The organism is Halomonas ramblicola (genome assembly GCF_030409215.1).
Classification (GTDB): Bacteria; Pseudomonadota; Gammaproteobacteria; order Pseudomonadales; family Halomonadaceae; genus Halomonas; species Halomonas ramblicola.
Map to the genome: position 1 here is coordinate 281,379 of NZ_JAUFPL010000028.1, position 14,463 is coordinate 295,841.

Annotated in this window: 16 protein-coding genes and 1 pseudogene; 6 read left to right on the plus strand and 11 right to left on the minus strand. The window is 69.9% G+C overall.

Annotated elements, in window-relative coordinates; translation table 11 throughout:
* Nucleotides 1-14 precede the first annotated feature (14 nt).
* The 3 genes from QWY80_RS12360 to ehuB all read left to right on the plus strand — a co-directional run bounded on the left by QWY80_RS12360 (nt 15) and on the right by ehuB (nt 2,128).
* A complete protein-coding gene (locus tag QWY80_RS12360) occupies nt 15-398 on the plus strand; it encodes a phasin family protein (protein WP_290231894.1) in 384 nt (127 codons plus the stop codon).
* Between the two features lie 156 nt (nt 399-554).
* On the plus strand, nt 555-1,100 hold the full coding sequence (locus QWY80_RS12365; RefSeq protein WP_290231896.1) for a hypothetical protein: 546 nt from the start codon (nt 555-557) through the stop codon (nt 1,098-1,100).
* A 149-nt stretch (nt 1,101-1,249) separates the two neighbouring features.
* Nucleotides 1,250-2,128 (plus strand): ectoine/hydroxyectoine ABC transporter substrate-binding protein EhuB, encoded by an 879-nt coding sequence (ehuB, locus tag QWY80_RS12370; RefSeq protein WP_290231898.1) that lies wholly within the window; start codon nt 1,250-1,252, stop codon nt 2,126-2,128.
* 3 nt (nt 2,129-2,131) lie between these two features.
* Here ehuB and hda read toward each other — a convergent pair whose 3' ends face one another.
* Together hda and QWY80_RS12380 are read right to left on the minus strand one after the other, a co-directional pair.
* On the minus strand, nt 2,132-2,833 hold the full coding sequence (gene hda / locus QWY80_RS12375) for a DnaA regulatory inactivator Hda (protein WP_290231900.1): 702 nt from the start codon (nt 2,831-2,833) through the stop codon (nt 2,132-2,134).
* Nucleotides 2,830-3,909 carry an AI-2E family transporter gene (locus QWY80_RS12380; protein ID WP_290231902.1) on the minus strand — a complete coding sequence of 360 codons (1,080 nt, stop codon included), beginning with the start codon at nt 3,907-3,909 and terminating at the stop codon, nt 2,830-2,832. The genes hda and QWY80_RS12380 overlap by 4 nt, the downstream gene beginning before the upstream one ends.
* Before the next feature lie 142 nt (nt 3,910-4,051).
* Here QWY80_RS12380 and purM point away from each other — a divergent pair, with 142 nt between their 5' ends.
* Together purM and purN are read left to right on the plus strand one after the other, a co-directional pair.
* Nucleotides 4,052-5,116: a phosphoribosylformylglycinamidine cyclo-ligase gene (gene purM / locus QWY80_RS12385; RefSeq protein WP_290231904.1), complete on the plus strand. Its 1,065-nt coding sequence runs from the start codon at nt 4,052-4,054 to the stop codon at nt 5,114-5,116.
* Nucleotides 5,113-5,841, plus strand: a complete 729-nt coding sequence (gene purN, locus QWY80_RS12390; protein ID WP_290231906.1) for a phosphoribosylglycinamide formyltransferase — start codon at nt 5,113-5,115, stop codon at nt 5,839-5,841. Before purM ends, purN begins: the two co-directional genes overlap by 4 nt.
* Nucleotides 5,842-6,077: 236 nt before the next feature.
* On the opposite strand, the gene dcd is transcribed toward purN, so the two are convergent.
* From dcd to QWY80_RS12410, 4 genes and pseudogenes are all read right to left on the minus strand, one after another.
* Complete coding sequence (gene dcd / locus QWY80_RS12395; RefSeq protein WP_290231909.1) at nt 6,078-6,644, minus strand: dCTP deaminase; 567 nt, start codon at nt 6,642-6,644, stop codon at nt 6,078-6,080.
* A gap of 118 nt (nt 6,645-6,762) precedes the next feature.
* Nucleotides 6,763-7,572: pseudogene (gene apbC / locus QWY80_RS12400) on the minus strand (iron-sulfur cluster carrier protein ApbC); the annotation flags it as partial.
* Nucleotides 7,573-7,721: 149 nt separating this feature from the next.
* Nucleotides 7,722-8,768 carry a coiled-coil domain-containing protein gene (locus QWY80_RS12405; protein ID WP_290231911.1) on the minus strand — a complete coding sequence of 349 codons (1,047 nt, stop codon included), beginning with the start codon at nt 8,766-8,768 and terminating at the stop codon, nt 7,722-7,724.
* Nucleotides 8,769-8,896: 128 nt separating this feature from the next.
* Nucleotides 8,897-9,523 (minus strand): hypothetical protein, encoded by a 627-nt coding sequence (locus QWY80_RS12410; RefSeq protein WP_290231913.1) that lies wholly within the window; start codon nt 9,521-9,523, stop codon nt 8,897-8,899.
* Between the two features lie 106 nt (nt 9,524-9,629).
* Here QWY80_RS12410 and QWY80_RS12415 point away from each other — a divergent pair, with 106 nt between their 5' ends.
* On the plus strand, nt 9,630-10,568 hold the full coding sequence (locus tag QWY80_RS12415; RefSeq protein ID WP_435389368.1) for a YihY/virulence factor BrkB family protein: 939 nt from the start codon (nt 9,630-9,632) through the stop codon (nt 10,566-10,568).
* Between the two features lie 31 nt (nt 10,569-10,599).
* On the opposite strand, the gene QWY80_RS12420 is transcribed toward QWY80_RS12415, so the two are convergent.
* The 5 genes from QWY80_RS12420 to ureE all read right to left on the minus strand — a co-directional run bounded on the left by QWY80_RS12420 (nt 10,600) and on the right by ureE (nt 14,458).
* On the minus strand, nt 10,600-12,024 hold the full coding sequence (locus QWY80_RS12420; RefSeq protein WP_290231915.1) for a phospholipase D family protein: 1,425 nt from the start codon (nt 12,022-12,024) through the stop codon (nt 10,600-10,602).
* 156 nt (nt 12,025-12,180) lie between these two features.
* Entirely contained in the window at nt 12,181-12,411 is a 231-nt protein-coding gene (locus tag QWY80_RS12425; RefSeq protein ID WP_290231916.1) for a hypothetical protein, read from the minus strand.
* Between the two features lie 41 nt (nt 12,412-12,452).
* Nucleotides 12,453-13,091, minus strand: coding sequence for an urease accessory protein UreG (gene ureG, locus QWY80_RS12430; RefSeq protein ID WP_290231918.1), 639 nt, complete (start codon nt 13,089-13,091; stop codon nt 12,453-12,455).
* 154 nt (nt 13,092-13,245) lie between these two features.
* Nucleotides 13,246-13,968: an urease accessory protein UreF gene (locus QWY80_RS12435; protein ID WP_290231920.1), complete on the minus strand. Its 723-nt coding sequence runs from the start codon at nt 13,966-13,968 to the stop codon at nt 13,246-13,248.
* Nucleotides 13,958-14,458 (minus strand): urease accessory protein UreE, encoded by a 501-nt coding sequence (gene ureE, locus QWY80_RS12440; protein WP_290231922.1) that lies wholly within the window; start codon nt 14,456-14,458, stop codon nt 13,958-13,960. Before ureE ends, QWY80_RS12435 begins: the two co-directional genes overlap by 11 nt.
* Nucleotides 14,459-14,463 lie beyond the last annotated feature (5 nt).

The following is a 14,463-nucleotide window of genomic DNA, read 5'->3' on the forward strand; positions in this document are numbered from 1 at the left end:
CTGGAGGTTCCACCATGCTGAACGCTTTCAACTTCGATACCAAGGCCTTCGACACCAAGCAGGTCGAATCCCTGTTCTTCGGCCCGGCCCGCGCCTACGCCAACCTGGCCGTCGACTACAGCGAGAAGCTGGCCCACGCCCAGCTGGACGCCACCAAGGCCTACACCGACACCGGCCTGGCCCAGCTGCGCACCCTGCTCAGCGTCAAGGACGCCGAGGGCCTGCGCAGCTACATGGAAGGCCAGCAGAAGGTCGCCAAGGACCTCGCCGAGCGCCTGAAGGGCGACGCCGAGAAGGTGGTTTCCCTGCAGCAGGACTTCGTCCAGCAGAGCCAGAAGCTGACCGAAGAGAACGTCAAGCAGGCGCAGACGACCGCCAGCAAGACCGTCCAGCAGTAAGCCCCCGATGACGCCGGCTCGCCGGCGTCGACGGATGCCAGACCGCCGCTCCTCGAGCGGCGGTCTGCGTTTTTGTGTGCCGAAGGATCCCCGCCGGCCAGCGTTTGCGCTACCCTCCCGTCAGGCACAGGGCGCCACCGATCAGGGAGAGAACCGATGAAACGCTGGATACCGTTCGCGCTATCGGGCCTGCTGCTGGCCGGCTGCGAGATCGTGCCCCCCACCCCGTCCCCTACCGAGCGCATCGAGGTCATCGAGCGCGGCGAACGCCCGCCGGAGCCCCGCGAGGAAGAACCCCAGCCCACCCCCGGCCGGGCCCCCCGCGAGGTCGCCTTCCCCGAGGCTGAATATGCCGCCCTGGAGAAGCACGGCAGCGGCGTGATCAGCGGGCGCCTCACCCTGAGTGGCCGGCCGATCGCCGGCGCCGGCATCTCGGTGGCCCCGGTCACCACCTATTCCGCCGAGGCCGCCGAGAAGGCGCTGGCGGGCATCGCAGTGGAACCCGCCGATCCCCGAGCCCGCGAATACACCCGCACCACGCGCACCGACGGCAATGGTCACTTCCGCGTCTCCGATCTCCCTGCCGGGGAGTTCTACGTCTCCGGCAGCGGCCGCGACCCGGCCAGCGGCCAGACCCGGGTGGTCATCCGCCAGGTCGGCCTGGGCAAGGGCCAGCGGCGCGAGGTCGAGCTGAGCCGCTGACGGCTCGGCACCGATCCCGCTGCGGTGCCCTCCCGCCGCCTGCCGTATTCCACCGCTTGTCGCGAGAAGGACGGCCGGGTGGCTGCTAGGCTGGAAGCTGAGTATCGCGCCCCACGCGGGGACGATATCCGCGTTTCAGGAGGATCGACATGGACAGGACGACACGCATCGCTACCCCCACCGGCGGCCTGGGCATTCCGCTGCTGGCGGTTCTGCTCGCCTTGCCCACCGCCGCCCAGGCGGCCACGCTCGAGGAGATTCGCGAGCGCGGCCATATCCGTGTGGCGGTGGCGGATGAGGAGCCCTATGGCTACCTGGACGAGGATGGCGAGGGGCGCGGCGCCGGCCCCGAGGTGGCTCGGCACCTGCTGGAACAGCTGGGCATCGAGCGGATCGAGTGGCAGGTCGTGGACTTCGACGACCTGATCCCCGGGCTCGAGGAAGACGAGTTCGACATGGCGGCGGCGGAGATGGCCATCCGCCCCGATCGCTGCGCGCGGGTGCTCTTCTCCGAACCCAACACCTCCTATGGCGAGGGGCTGCTGGTGAGAGCCGCGAACCCCCACGAGATCAACGCCTACGACGCCTTCGCCGAGCGCGACGACATCCGCGTCGCGGTGCTCTCGGGCGCCACCCAGGTCGATATCCTGACCGCGCTCGGCGTACCCGAGAGCCGCCTGGTGGCGATCGACAGCAATGCCCAGGCGATCGACACGATCCTCGACGGCGAGGCGGAAGCCTACGCCGGCACGGGGCTGACGGTCAGCCAACTGGCCGAACGGGACCGCCAGGTGGAGGTCGCGCAGAACTTCGTCGATCCCGAGGTGGACGGCGAGATGGTGCGCAGCTGGGGGGGCTTCGCCTTCCCGCTCGACGCCGAATCGCTGCGCGACGCCTTCAACGAGGCGCTGCTCGACTACCGCAACACCCAGGCCTGGGAGGACACCCTGAGCGGCTACGGCTTCACCCAGGACGACATCCTCAACGCCTTCCGCTTCGATACCGACTGGCTGTGCAGCGAGCAGTGAGCCCTACCAGCCCAGCGCCTGCTTGACGAAGGGGATGGTCAGCTTGCGCTGGGCCGACAGCGAGGCACGATCCAGGTCCTCGAGCATCCCGAAGAGTTCGTCCAGGCGTCGCGGCCCACGATGCAGGATGTAGCGGGCCACCTCGTCGGCCAGCTGCATGCCGCGAACCCCGGCACGCAGCTGCAGGGCCGCCAGGCGGCCCGCATCGTCCAGCCCCTGGACGTGGAAGGTCACCCCCCAGGTCAGTCGCGAGGCCAGGTCGGGCAGTTGCACCGGCAACCGGCGCGGCGGGGCCTCGGCGACCACCACCAGGCGCTTGCCGGCGTCGCGCAGGCGATTGAAGGCGTGGAACAGCGCCTCCTCCCAGCGCCGGCGCCCCACCACCCGCTCCAGGTCGTCGATGGCCACCAGGTCGAGGCGCTCGATCTCCTCCAGCATCAGCGGCGGGAAATGGCCCAACTCCTCCAACGGCAGGTAGAGGGCGCGCCGCCCGCGGTCCGAGGCGGCGTGGCAGGCGGCCTGCAGCAGGTGACTGCGCCCCACGCCGGGCGCCCCCCAGAGGTAGAGGAAGGGCTCGCCGTCGGGGTCGAACTGGCGAGTCAGGCGATCCACCAGGCTGGCATTGGGCCCGGGAAAGAAATTGACGAAGGTGGCATCGTCACGCAGCCCGACACCCAACGGCAGCTGTGCCGGCGCACGCCTCATGGCGACTCCTCGTCGTGGTGGGGGGAGAGCGTCTCGTCGTACAAGGGACTGTGCTTGTAACGGTCGTTGAGTTCCCGCAAGAGTACCATGATCACCGCCGCCGCCGGCAGCGCCAGCAGCACCCCGGTGAAACCGAAGAGGTTGCCGCCGGCCAGCACCGCGAAGATCACCGCCACGGGGTGCAGGCCGATCTTGTCGCCGAGCAGCTTGGGCTGCAGCAGCACGCTCTCCACCACCTGACCGAGGCCGAACACCGCCGCCACGCCCAGCAACATCAGCCAGTCGCCGCCCTGGAAGAAGGCCACCAGGCCGGCCACGCTGATGCCGACGATGACCCCCAGGTAGGGCACGATGCTGGCCAGCCCCGAGAGCAGGCCGATCAGCAGGCCGAAGCGTACGCCCAGCAGGGTCAGGCCGATGGCGTAGATGATGCCCAGGCAGAGCATGACGATCAACTGGCCCCGCAGGAAGGCCGAGAGCACCTCGTCACACTCCCCGGCGAGGCGGATGACGGTGGCCTCCCAGCGACGCGGCAACCAGTCGCGCACCTTGGCGACGATGATGTCCCAATCCAGCAGCAGGTAGAAGGTCACCACCGGGATCAGCGCCAGGTTGCCGATCCAGCCCAGCAGCGCCAGCCCCGAGCGCGACACCTGGGAGAGCAGGGTCGCGGCGAAGGTGCCCGTCTCCTTCCAGTTGTCGACCACCGCCTGGCGCAGCTGGTCGATATCCGTGGAGAGGTCCAGGCCGGTCAGCGACTGGACCCGGGGCACCACGGTCTCCTGTACCCAGTTGAGCACCGCCGGCAAGGCCTCCACCAACTGCCCCAACTGGCGCCCCAGCACCGGCACCACCAGCAGCAGGCCCACCACGATGATCAGCGTCAGCAGCAGGAACACCAGCGACACCGAGAGCCGCCGCGACAGCCCCCGCGCCTCGAGGCGATCGGCCAGGGGGTCGCCCAGATAGGCCAGCACCATGCTGACGAAGAAGGGCATCAGCACCGGCTCGATGCTGATGAAGAACCATAGCGCCAACGCCAGGACGCCGATTACCACCCACCACTGCCTGCGCATCTTCCACCTCCCTGTCACGCCGCGACCGACAGGCTGCCAGTCGCCTGACGTGATGCTACAATTCGCACCCTGACTTGCCCACCATGAAGCGGCCCGCACGGCGCGCCGTCGACATGCCGATCACGACCCGACAGGATCCCAGATGACCGATTCCTCCCCACGCCCCTCGCTCAGCTACAAGGACGCCGGCGTCGACATCGATGCCGGCAATGCCCTGGTCGACCGCATCAAGGGCGTCGCCAAGCGCACCGCCCGCCCCGAGGTGATGGGCGGGCTGGGCGGCTTCGGTGCACTCTGCGAGCTGCCCGGCGGCTACCGGGAGCCGGTGCTGGTCTCCGGCACCGACGGCGTCGGCACCAAGCTGCGCCTGGCCATGGACCTGGGCCGCCATGACACCATCGGCATCGACCTGGTGGCGATGTGCGTCAACGACCTGGTGGTGGCCGGCGCCGAGCCGCTGCTGTTCCTCGACTACTATGCCACGGGCCGGCTCGACGTGGACATCGCCGCCGACGTGGTGAGCGGCATCGGCGCAGGCTGCGAGCAGGCGGGCTGCGCCCTGGTCGGCGGCGAGACCGCCGAGATGCCCGGCATGTATGCGGGCAACGACTACGACCTGGCCGGCTTCTGCGTCGGGGTGGTCGAGAAGTCCGAGATCCTCGACGGCAGCCGCGTGGCGGAGGGCGACGTCCTGCTCGGCCTGGCCTCCTCCGGGCCGCACTCCAACGGCTACTCGCTGATCCGCAAGATCCTCGAGGTGAGCGGCGCCAGCCTCGACACCGCCATCGATGGCGCCCCCCTCGCCGACGCCCTGATGGCCCCCACCCGCATCTATGTCAAGCCGCTGCTGTCGCTGATCCGCGAGAGCGGCGTGCCGGTCCATGCGCTCTCCCACATCACCGGCGGCGGCCTCACCGAGAACCTGCCGCGGGTGCTGCCGGAGGGGCTCGCGGCACGGGTCGACGTGGAGGCCTGGCGTCGTCCGGCGGTGTTCGAGTGGCTCAAGGACCAGGGCAACGTCGCCGAGGAGGAGATGTACCGCGTGCTCAACTGCGGTATCGGCATGGTGATCGTGGTGCCGGCCGAGAAGGCCGACCAGGCCCGCGCCCACCTCCAGGCCCAGGGCGAGGCGGTCTATCGCATCGGCGAGATCGTCGCCGGCACGGAAGGCGGCGAGCGCGTGGTGCTGGAGAACCTGTCGGCATGAGCGAGAACCACGCGAGCGACACCCTGCGCGACTTCACCCCCGAGCCGACGGATGCCCGCCGGGTGGTGGTGCTGATCTCCGGCAACGGCAGCAACCTCCAGGCGCTGATCGACGAGCAGGTCCACGAGCGGCTGGGCGGCAAGATCGTCGCGGTGATCTCCAACGAGCCCGATGCCTACGGGCTGGTGCGCGCCCGGGAGGCGGGCATCGACGCCGTGGTGCTGCCCCATCGCGAGTACGACAGCCGCGACGCCTACGACGGCGCCCTGATCAAGGTCATCGAGCGCCACGAGCCCGACCTGGTGGTACTGGCGGGCTTCATGCGCATCCTCAGCCCGCGCTTCGTGCAGCGCTTCCTGGGTCGGCTGATCAACATCCACCCCTCCCTGCTGCCCGACTACCAGGGCCTGAACACCCATGCCCGGGCCCTGGCCGACGGCGTCACCGAGCACGGCTGCAGCGTGCACTTCGTCACCGAGGAGCTCGATGGCGGCCCGGTGGTGCTGCAGGCGGCAGTCGAGGTGGCCGAGGGCGAGACCGAGGAGAGCCTCAAGCAGAAGGTCCACGCCCGCGAACACCTGATCTACCCCATCGCCGTGAAGTGGTGTCTGGAGGGGCGGCTGCAGTTCACCGCCGGCGGCGCCACCTTCGACGGCACCCCACTGCCGCCCCAGGGGCTACGCATGTCCCACGCCGATGCGGCGGAGGAGCTGGACGAGGACTGACAGCTGGAAGCTGGAAGCTGGAAGCTGGAAGCTGGAAGCTGGAAGCTGGAAGCTGGAAGCTGGAAGCTGGAAGCTGGAAGCTGGAAGCTGGAAGCTGGAAGCTGGAAGGGAGCATGAAACCTCCACCGCCTGGGTCAAGGTTTTTCTTCCAGCTTCAGGCTTAAACCTCCGGGCGAAGCCCGGCCCTTCCAGCCGCGAAGCGCCGCTCTTCCCGCTTCAAGCTCCTGGGCCCGGGCTCAGGTGCGGGGAAGCGTGACCCCCCGCTGTCCCATGTACTTGCCGCCGCGGTCCTTGTAGGAGGTCGCGCACACCTCATCGGATTCCAGGAACAGCATCTGGGCCACGCCCTCGTTGGCATAGATCTTGGCCGGCAGGTTGGTGGTGTTGGAGAACTCCAGGGTCACGTGGCCCTCCCACTCGGGCTCCAGCGGCGTCACGTTGACGATGATCCCGCAGCGCGCATAGGTGGACTTGCCCAGGCAGATGGTCAACACGCTGCGCGGGATGCGGAAGTACTCCACGGTGCGCGCCAGGGCGAAGGAGTTGGGCGGGATCACGCAGACGTCGCCCTTGACGTCGACGAAGCTCTTGTCGTCGAAGGCCTTGGGGTCGACCACCGCCGAGTGGATGTTGGTGAACACCTTGAACTCGTCGGCACAGCGCACATCATAGCCGTAGCTGGAAGTCCCGTAGGAGATCACCCGGCGATCGTTGACGTAACGAACCTGATCGGCCTCGAAGGGCTCGATCATGCCCTCCTGCTCGGCCATGCGGCGGATCCACTTGTCGGACTTGATGCTCATCGGGACGCTTCCTGCTGGAGTGGGAACGGGGGCCTGACGGCGCCGGGGCCGCCATGATAGCGGCCCCGGAAGCGGGCGTCACGGCCTCCCCGGAAGGAGGTAGGGCGGCGGCTGCCGCTCAGTCGTCGCTGAAGGAGATGCTCGGCCCCTCGGGCGACTGGGCGGCCAGTTGCGCGGCCACCTGGCGAGCCATGTCGCGGAAGGTGGCGGTCACCTCGCCATCCGGTTCGGCCACCACGCTGGGCCGCCCGCCATCCACCTGCTCGCGGATGGCCAGCGTCAGCGGCAGGCGCCCCAGCAGGCGCGTCTGGTACTCCTCGGCGATGCGCTCGCCGCCTCCCTCGCCGAAGATCGGCTCGGCGTGGCCGCAGTTCGAGCAGAGGTGCAGGCTCATGTTCTCCACCACGCCGAGCACCGGGACGTTCACCTTGCGGAACATCTCGATGCCCTTGCGGGCGTCGAGCAGGGCGATGTCCTGGGGTGTGGTGACGATCACCGCGCCGTCCACCGGCACCTTCTGGGCCAGGGTGAGCTGGATGTCACCGGTGCCCGGCGGCATGTCGATGAACAGCACGTCCAGGTCGTCCCACTGGGTCTGGGTCAACAACTGCTGGAAGGCGCCGGCCACCATGGGCCCGCGCCATACCATGGGTTCGCGGATGTCGACCATGAAGGCCATGGACATGGCCTGGATGCCGTGGGCCTCGAGCGGGCGCATGCGGTTCTCGCCGGCCTCCTGGGGGCGCACCCCCTCGCCCACGCCCAGCATCCGGGCCTGGCTGGGGCCGTGGATGTCGGCATCGAGGATACCCACGCGGTAGCCCTCGGCGGCCGCGGCCAGTGCCAGGTTGACGGCGACGGTGGACTTGCCGACCCCGCCCTTGCCGGATGCCACGGCGACGATGTGCTTGACCCCTTCGATCACGTCCTGCTCCTTCGCTGGTGGTTCGACTCTGCCGGCAGGGCCGACAGTATCTGGTCAGTATACCCGTCCACCCCGTTGACCACACAAGGCGCAGGACGTACGACGGCGGGCCTCCCGGCCCGCCGTCGCAGTGGGGTGGAAGACGAGGCCGCCTACTCCGCGGCGGCCTCCTGCTCCTCGGTGGCCTCTTCCTCTCCGGTGGCCTCTTCCTCTCCGGTGGCCTCTTCGGTCTCCGCGCCGCCGACCCCGGCCTCGAGCTCGGTCAGCTCGCTGCGCCAGGTGTCCAGCTGCTGCTCCAGGCGCTCGAGCTGCTCCTCGCGGCGCTCGACCTCGCCCTCCTGGGTAGCGACCTCGTCGCGGCCGATGCCGATGGCGATTTTCAGGTCCTCGAGTTCGGTGCGGGCGGCCTGGACATCGCCCTCGGTCTCGTCGCGGGTCTGGCGGGCCGACTCGACCGCCTGGTTCAGCTCGTCACGCTCGGCGGCGAGCTCCTCCAGGGTCGCCTCGAGATCGTCGCGCTCGGCCTGGTGGACCTCGATCTCCTCTTGCAGGCCGTCGCGCTCGTCGCGTGCCGCAGCGATCTCCTCCTCGAGGGCCTCGAGATCGGCCTGGGCCTGCTGGCGCGCCTCCTCGGCCTGCTGGCGCGCCTGTTCGGCCTGCTGGCGCGCCTGCTCGGCGGCCTGACGCTCTTCTTCGGCCTGCTGACGCGCGGCCTCGGCCTCCTGGCGGGCCGCCTCGGCATCCTGGCGCGCCTGATCGACGGCATCATGCTCTTCCTGCAGGGCCGTCAGTGCCTCCTGCGCCGAGGCTTGCTCCTCCTCCAGGGAGGCGACGTCGGCTTCCAGGGTCTCGCGCGATGCCCGCAGTTCCTCGAGGCGCGTCTCGGCCTCGCCGATCTCGGCCTGGCGCGCCTCGAGGTCGGCGGCGGCCGTCTCGCGCTGCTCGTCGAGCTCGGTCAGTTGCGATTCCAGCGCCTCGAGTTCCTCGCCGGCCTGGTCGTGCTCCTCCAGTTGGCTGGAGAGGGACTGGTTGCGCGACTCCAGCACCTCGAACTCGGCCTCGAGGGCCTCTCGCGCCTCCTGATGGGAACCGGCGCTGGACTGGGCGATGATGGCCCAGATCACGGCGACCACCGCCACGGCCGCCAGCGCCCTGACCCGGTTGTCCTTGAAGGGTGATGACTGCGAGGTTTCCGTCATGGGACCTCTCCTTCTCTGCTTCAACCTTGCGTCTCGCCGGTTCGCCGCGGCGCACCGGCCCGGATACTGCCTCAATCAGCATACAGAGCCGACCGCAAGGGAGAAAGTTGCAGCCAACGGCGACTCGCTCAGAACGCCGCCGAGCCGGGCACCAGACGCCAGTCGGACAACCAGGGCGAGCCGCCCACCTCGACGCCCAGCTCTCGCAGCCAGTCCGCCACAACCAGGTTGGACTGGTGGGGGAACCAGTAGGCGCGCGGATGGGGCACGAAGTCCAGGCCGAAGTCGGCGCTGCGAACCGGGGCCGCCCCGGCCGCCGCGAAGCGGGCATCCAGACGCCGCCGCAGGGCCTGGACCCGCCGGCGCTCCACCCGCAGGGAGTGAACCCGCTCGACCCCCTCCGGCGCCAGGGCCCGTGGATCGCCGTCCCCCTCGCCCAGGCCGCGCCCCAGGGCACCCGGCGTGGGCCACAGCAGGGCGGCCAGGCCGCTCAGGAGACCGCGCCGCCCCTCCACGTACCAATGCCAGTCGCCATAGCTGTAGCGCGCCAGGCGTCCATCCTCGCGAGGCAATACCAGGCTGGCGTGGCGACCGTGATCCAGCAGGTAGACGGTCACCGGCGCCACCGGCTCCTCCGGGGGCACCAGCCGCCCCGCACAGCCGGCCAACAGCAACAGGGTCAGCAGCGCCGGCCAGGCCGGCCCCCTGCGACCCCGCCGCCATGCGGCCCGCATGCCACGACCGATAATCATCATGAAGTGTCCCATGAGTCCAAGGGTAGTCGTGATGACGCAACTCGATCGCGATACCGCCATTGACTCGGCAGGCAGCCCGCGGCCTATGCTGGAGTGACACGCCGCCATGGACCGCGCGATGACGCCCTTCCCCGCCTCCCGCAAGCCGTCTCTCCCCCCGCCGCTGAGGCGGACGGGGCGCTTCGCCTGGCGCGTGCTCACCGCCTTCCTGCGCAACCGCGGCATCCTGCTGGCCGGCGGCGTGGGCTACAACATCCTGCTCTCCATCGTGCCGCTGTTCGCCCTGCTGGTGGTGCTGCTGGCCCGGGTGGTGGACGAGCAGCACCTGCTCGAGGTCATGGCGGTGCAGGCCCAGCATCTGGCCCCGGCCCATGCCGAGGTACTGATCGACGCCGTGCGCAGCCTGCTCGACTCCCGTGACGTCATCGGCATCCTGGGCCTGCCGGTGCTGCTGCTGTTCAGCTCCTTCGCCTTCCGCATGCTGGAAGACGCCCTGGCGATCCTCTTCCATGCCCCGGACACCCACCACGGGCGCAGCATCTGGGTCTCGGTGCTGCTGCCCTACGCCTTCATGCTGGTGCTGGGCGCCGGCCTGCTGCTGCTTACCCTGCTGGTGAGCCTGGGCAGCGCCGTCAATGCCCTGTGGCTGGCGCTCTTCGATCGCCAGCTGCCCCTGGCGGGCCTCTCCGAGCCGATGCTCAACCTGACCAGCTTCCTGGGGGTCTTCGCCCTGTTCAGCGCCATCTACAAGGTGCTGCCGGTGGTCAAGATCGCCCTGCGTCGCGCGGTGATCGGCGGCTTCGTCGCCGCCCTGCTGTGGGAGGGGGTACGCCTGCTGCTGGTCTACTACTTCGCCAACCTGTCGCTGGTCAACGCCGTCTACGGCTCCCTGGCCACCCTGATCGTGGTGCTGCTCAGTCTCGAGGTGGGCGCCGTCATCCTGCTGCTGGGTGCCCAGGTGATCGCCGAGCTGGAGCGCAACGCCCGCCTCGGCCTGCCCTGGCACGTCGACCCGCGGCGTCAGGCGGTGACCCACGTCGACTGACGCCCCTCAGAGGGTCGAGCGTCTTCAACCGTCAGAAGGTAGAAAGTCCCGTTGCCTCCATGAGCCGGTAGCGCCAGCTCTGCCAGGCGGTGGCGTCGTCGTGGGCGGCGAAGGGCTCGCTGGTATGGCGCGAGGGGGTGTCGACCCAGCGCTCCTCGAAGAAGGCCGCGGCGTCGATCAACGCCGGCATGTCCGTCGGGCCGGCCAGGCGCACGCTGGTCTCGAGGTTGAGGTCGTCGAGGTTGCGTCGGGTGAAGTTGGCCGAGCCGAGGATCAGCTCCGCCTCGCCCCCGTCGGCGGGGCGACGCAGCAGCAGCTTGCTGTGGCACTGTTCCCCACGGGTGGCGCACCAGCGCACCTCGATACCCGCCGCCGCCAGCTCACGGGCCACCGGGCGGTTGGGGATGCCGCCCTTCTCCAGGCCGAAGGCGTCGCGGTTGGGATCGAGCAGTGCACGGACCTCGGCGCCACGGGCCCGGGCGGCCTTGAGCGCCTCGATCACCCCGCGATGGGCCAGGTAGAAGACCGCCAGGTCGAGGCGGTCGCCGGGGCGACTGGCGGCGATGGCGGCCAGCAGGGCGTCGCGGATCGCGCCCTCGGTGAGCAGCTGCACCCGGGGGCCGGCGAGGTCGCCCGCCGCCGCGGGAGCCGACGGCCCGGGCAGGGTGACGCCGGACCAGGCCGCCACCGGCCGTTCGGAGTCGAGCAGGTCCAGGGCCGCCGGCCCCTGGAACACCAGCGCCACGTTGCCGTGGCGGCTGCTGGCGTCGTGGGGATTCGCCGAGGTCACCAGGCCCGCCCAGTCGTCGCCCCGGTCGACCACCAGGGTCTTGCGGTGGTTGGCGTTGAAGTTGAGCAGCGTCAGGTAGCTGCGCAGGGTGACCCGCCCCGGCCCCAGGGCATTGGGTAGCCAGCCGGCCCCGGCGCTGTTGTCGAACCAGCGCGGCCCCAGGTGCCAGGCGCCGGACCACAGCGGGTTGGAAGCGCGCAGCCGGGTCAGGTCGGTCTCCACCACCCGTACGCCGGCCTCGCGCAGCCGCTCGAGATGCTCGAGCTCGAGGCCACCGTAGAGGGTATTGAGCGGATCGGTGATCACCACCGCCCGGAGCCCCGGGTGGCGCCGACGGGCCGCGATCAGCGCCTCGCTCAGCTCGCGGGAGAGCGGCCGGAAGTCCTCGCCGTCGGCGTTGCCGGCGAAGGCGTTGAACAGGAACATGTCGACCACCACCAGGCGGCGGGCCTGGCCGATCAGCGCCAGCACCTCGTCGAAGATCCACTGCTGCTGGTGGCGCCGGCCCGCGGCGTCGTACCAGGTCCTGTCGGCCAGGAAGCGCACTTCGGCGGCGGGCCGCTCCGGCCCGGCCCGGCCGAGCCCCTCGGGCAGCGGCTTCATGCGCTGCCAGGTTCCCATGGCCACCCAAGCCAGCAGCACCGCCCCCAATATCCAGGGCCACATCCGTCGCCTCCCCGTCTCGGCCATGTCGCCTGCCTCCCTGCCCCTTGCCTGCCGGCACCCGCCGGCGACCTCCGTCGCCAGCATAACCCGGGACCCGACCGGAACGCAGCGCGCCCGGCCGTAGCCGGGCGCGCTGCATGACGCTATCGCTCGACTTCAGCGACGGCGTGCCAACCGGCGACGACGCAGGACGAGCCTGGCCATGGCCGCTATGGCTGCCACGCCCAGGATGCCGATCGCCAGTACGGCCAGCATCGAGGGGCTGCCGGTATGGGCATGGACCCCTGGGGCGCCATGCCCAGGGTGGGCCAGGACGGTGCTGACCGGCCCCAGGGCCACAGCACCCAGGGAGAGGGAACGAGCGAAGGGAGAAAGCCTGAGGGTCATCGTGAATCTCCTGGTCTTGGGGGCATCGTTGCAGAAAGGGATCAGGCGGGTGTGGTGGCGACCTGGGGCCGGCGCTCCGGCAGCATGCCGCGGTCGAGGATGAAGCGGATGATCTCCTCGAGGCCGACACCGTCGTAGAGATTGGTGAACACGAAGGGACGCTCGCCGCGCATCGTCTTCGCATCGCGCTCCATCACCTCGAGCGAGGCATGAACCTGTTCGGCGATGTCGATCTTGTTGATGATCAGCAGGTCCGACTTGGTGATGCCGGGGCCGCCCTTGCGCGGGATCTTGTCGCCGGCGGAGACGTCGATCACGTAGAGGGTGAGGTCGGAGAGTTCCGGACTGAAGGTGGCCGAGAGGTTGTCGCCGCCGGACTCCACCAGCACCAGTTCCAGGTCGGGATGGCGCGCCTGGAGGTCGTCGATGGCGGCGAGGTTCATGGAGGCGTCCTCGCGGATGGCGGTGTGCGGACAGCCACCGGTCTCCACGCCGAGGATGCGATCCGCCGGTAGCGCCTCGTGCTTGAGCAGGAAGTCGGCATCCTCGCGGGTATAGATATCGTTGGTGACCACGGCGATATCGTAGTGGTCGCGCAGCGCCAGGCAGAGCTGCTTGAGCAGTGCCGTCTTGCCGGAACCCACCGGGCCGCCGACGCCTACGCGCAGGCAATGTGTCATCTTTTTCTCTCCTCATGCATGCTTCAATCGTTTGCCTTTCCGGCACGGGCGACCCACTGGCCTCACCACGCCACGCGGCCGAAACCCTGGCCCTCCGGCCGCGCGAGGTGGATTCGCCAGTGATCGCCCTGCCGTCCTGTCTTGACGTTCGGCGCTAACTTCTGAACAGCCGCGAATACTGGGTCTCGTGCAGGGCGCTGGCCAGCGCCAGGCCGGGCAGTGCCGGGCCGAGCTCGTCGTCGGGCAGCGAGAGCGCCTCATCCACCGCGGCCACCAGCGCCGGTCGCAGCCGCTCCACCAGGCGCTGGGCGGCGGTATGGCCCAGCGGCAGCGCCTTGCAGGCCACCGTCAGCTGGTTCTCCAGCCAGGCCCAGGCGAAGCCGAGCAGCGCCTGGCGCACCGGCACCCCGCGGCACCGGGCGGCCCAGGCGAAGACGGTCACATAGCCGGCGCCCGCAGGCAGCGCCGGCGCCTCCCGCGAAGGGCTCTCCGGCAGCAAGTCGAGGCTCGCCAGCAGCCGTGCCAGGCTGCTGCCCAGTCGGGCATCCTCGGCGACGAGCTCGGCGGTCTCGCGGTTGGCGGCGAGCCAGGCGTCCCACTCGGCCAGCGCCTCGTCATCGCCCTCGGCCCAGGCGGCGTACAGGCGCGCCAGCGCCGGCAGCTCGCAGCGGGTCAGGCCATCGTCGAGCACGCCGGCGAGCCAGTCACCGAGGCTCGCCTCGTCGCTCACCCAGCCCAGCTCGAAGGCGCTCTCCAGCCCCTGGGAGAAGGCGAAGGCGCCGATCGGCAACGCCGGGCTGACCAGCTGCAGCAGGCCCAGCAGTGCCAGATCGTCGCCCTGCCCCCCACTCGGCAGGTCGACCAATTCAGTGGGCATGGTGATGTCCTGGTTCGTGATCATGGCCGTGTGAATGAGAGTGCCCGCCCGGTTGCCGATAGGCGCCCGGCTCCGGGTCGAAGGGGGCATCGACACGTTCGAGGCTCGCCCCCAGCCGTTCGGCCAGCTCCTCCAACACATGGTCCGGCGGGAAGCGCACGAAGCCGCCGCGCGCGTCCTCGCCCAGCGCCAGTTGCACATGGCGGTTGCCCAGGTGGTAGGCGAGCCGCGCCAGTGGCAGCCCGGCGACGACCCGTGCGGTGACCACCGGCTCGACGGCCGCCCTGACGATCACCACCTCGCCGCTCGCGGCACCCAGGCCCTCACCGTCGCGCAGCACCGGGCCGCGGTCCAGGAACAGGCCGAGCTCGCGTCCGGCATCGCTCGTCGCCTTGAGGCGGCCCAGCATGCGCCGCTCATAGGGCAGCGTCAGGGTATCGCTGGCCCGATCCGCCGCGATGGGCCCCAGCCGTTCGGTCAGTCTCAACATATGGG

Bases quoted from the DNA above. Each gene is read 5' to 3' on its own strand.
- QWY80_RS12435 (WP_290231920.1), bottom strand. From the start codon at position 13,968: ATGCCCACTGAATTGGTCGACCTGCCGAGTGGGGGGCAGGGCGACGAT.
- purM (WP_290231904.1), top strand. From the start codon at position 4,052: ATGACCGATTCCTCCCCACGCCCCTCGCTCAGCTACAAGGACGCCGGC.
- ehuB (WP_290231898.1), top strand. From the start codon at position 1,250: ATGGACAGGACGACACGCATCGCTACCCCCACCGGCGGCCTGGGCATT.
- QWY80_RS12420 (WP_290231915.1), bottom strand. From the start codon at position 12,024: ATGTGGCCCTGGATATTGGGGGCGGTGCTGCTGGCTTGGGTGGCCATG.
- QWY80_RS12410 (WP_290231913.1), bottom strand. From the start codon at position 9,523: ATGATGATTATCGGTCGTGGCATGCGGGCCGCATGGCGGCGGGGTCGC.
- QWY80_RS12415 (WP_435389368.1), top strand. From the start codon at position 9,630: ATGGACCGCGCGATGACGCCCTTCCCCGCCTCCCGCAAGCCGTCTCTC.
- purN (WP_290231906.1), top strand. From the start codon at position 5,113: ATGAGCGAGAACCACGCGAGCGACACCCTGCGCGACTTCACCCCCGAG.
- QWY80_RS12425 (WP_290231916.1), bottom strand. From the start codon at position 12,411: ATGACCCTCAGGCTTTCTCCCTTCGCTCGTTCCCTCTCCCTGGGTGCT.
- dcd (WP_290231909.1), bottom strand. From the start codon at position 6,644: ATGAGCATCAAGTCCGACAAGTGGATCCGCCGCATGGCCGAGCAGGAG.
- QWY80_RS12365 (WP_290231896.1), top strand. From the start codon at position 555: ATGAAACGCTGGATACCGTTCGCGCTATCGGGCCTGCTGCTGGCCGGC.
- ureG (WP_290231918.1), bottom strand. From the start codon at position 13,091: ATGACACATTGCCTGCGCGTAGGCGTCGGCGGCCCGGTGGGTTCCGGC.
- ureE (WP_290231922.1), bottom strand. From the start codon at position 14,458: ATGTTGAGACTGACCGAACGGCTGGGGCCCATCGCGGCGGATCGGGCC.
- hda (WP_290231900.1), bottom strand. From the start codon at position 2,833: ATGAGGCGTGCGCCGGCACAGCTGCCGTTGGGTGTCGGGCTGCGTGAC.
- QWY80_RS12405 (WP_290231911.1), bottom strand. From the start codon at position 8,768: ATGACGGAAACCTCGCAGTCATCACCCTTCAAGGACAACCGGGTCAGG.
- QWY80_RS12380 (WP_290231902.1), bottom strand. From the start codon at position 3,909: ATGCGCAGGCAGTGGTGGGTGGTAATCGGCGTCCTGGCGTTGGCGCTA.
- QWY80_RS12360 (WP_290231894.1), top strand. From the start codon at position 15: ATGCTGAACGCTTTCAACTTCGATACCAAGGCCTTCGACACCAAGCAG.